This window comes from Phyllobacterium sp. P5_D12 (genome assembly GCF_054049495.1).
The window spans coordinates 1-1,405 of record NZ_JBFUMG010000846.1; the positions used below are offsets into that span (position 1 = coordinate 1).

Genomic DNA, 1,405 nt, shown 5'->3' on the forward strand with positions numbered 1-1,405 from the left:
CGGCCATATCGAGATTTTCGCCAACAAGAAATGGATCGTGACAGTCAAAGGGCATATCGGTCACGGCGACAACGGCCTTGGTAAAAATCAGTATTTCAAATTTGGTCCTTATAGAGCTGCCGACAAGACTGAGTGGACCCTATACTACGATAATTTCCGCCGTTCGCCTCGCTGTGAAGACGTGCTTGGTCCAGGGATTTGTCCCGCACCTTGATTGTTTTTATTGGATCTCGAATCTTCAAGACGCCATATCGCTTTGAATTCCGTGCAAAGCTGATCATCGCATAGCCTCCTCCACAGGTATGCGATGCTATCGGCACATAGAGCCAGCTAGACTCCCCCAAGGCCGTGCGATAGGTTCAATTTTAAGTGAGCAACGAACAAGGCTCCGAGGGAACAATTGGCTGGCATGAAGTCGGAATCTGATCTGTTGCGTATCGAAAATCTGGGCATTTCGTTTTCGATGCTTGGCGGACGTTTGCAAGTCGTCAAGGGCGCCAACCTGCGCGTTCTCCCCGGAAAAGTAACTGCTCTCGTCGGTGAATCTGGTTCGGGAAAGTCTGTTATCAGTCAGTCAGTTATGGGAATCCTGCCCAATACGGCAAAGGTCACCGGGAAAATACTGTTCACTGATCCAATCGACGGCAGAAGCACGGATATTCTGCAATTGTCACGGGATGGGCCTGAAATTCGGGCGTTACGCGGCAGCCGCATGGCGAAAATCTTTCAGGAGCCGATGACATCGCTGTCTCCGCTCCACACCGTTGGCAATCAGATCAGCGAAGTTCTAGCGATCCACACCGACGCGACAAAGGACGAACGTCGGGCTAAAACCGAAGAAATGCTTGGTCTCGTCGGCTTTGCCAAGCCAAGTCGCACATATGACATGTATCCGTTCGAGCTTTCTGGTGGTATGCGCCAGCGGGCCATGATTGCTATGGCGCTCATCTGCCGCCCTGCCCTCCTCATCGCCGATGAGCCGACGACGGCGCTGGATGTGACTATCCAGGCACAGATCCTCGAACTGCTGCGCGATCTCCAACACAAGCTGAACATGGCAGTGCTGCTCATCACCCATGATCTCGGCGTCGTCGCCAATATGGCCGACGAGGTGGTGGTCATATATCACGGTGAGATCATGGAGGCCGGACCGGTCGACGCAATCTTTCGTAAGCCGCAGCATCCCTATCTGAAAGGCCTCATGGCTGCCGTACCCCATTTTGACATGAAGCCTGGTGAACGCTTGAAGGCGCTACGCGAGGTCCCAGTCAATTCGAACACATTGTGGGCAAAGAAGAAGCAGATCGAAAACGCGCCGGAAATTCTTCTTTCCGTTCGCGACCTGGTGAAAGCCTATGGCATCCGCAAATCGGGCCTGTTTGGCAAGCAGGATAAGACCTTGGTC

2 protein-coding genes are annotated in these 1,405 nt (G+C 53.0%); both read left to right on the forward strand.

Features of this window, described 5'->3' with window-relative positions; all coding sequences use genetic code 11:
- A partial coding sequence (locus tag ACXJ5O_RS26980) for a heparin lyase I family protein (protein WP_457302594.1) occupies window positions 1-214 on the forward strand: 214 nt, incomplete at its 5' end.
- 195 nt (window positions 215-409) lie between these two features.
- A partial coding sequence (locus tag ACXJ5O_RS26985; RefSeq protein ID WP_457302595.1) for an ABC transporter ATP-binding protein occupies window positions 410-1,405 on the forward strand: 996 nt, incomplete at its 3' end.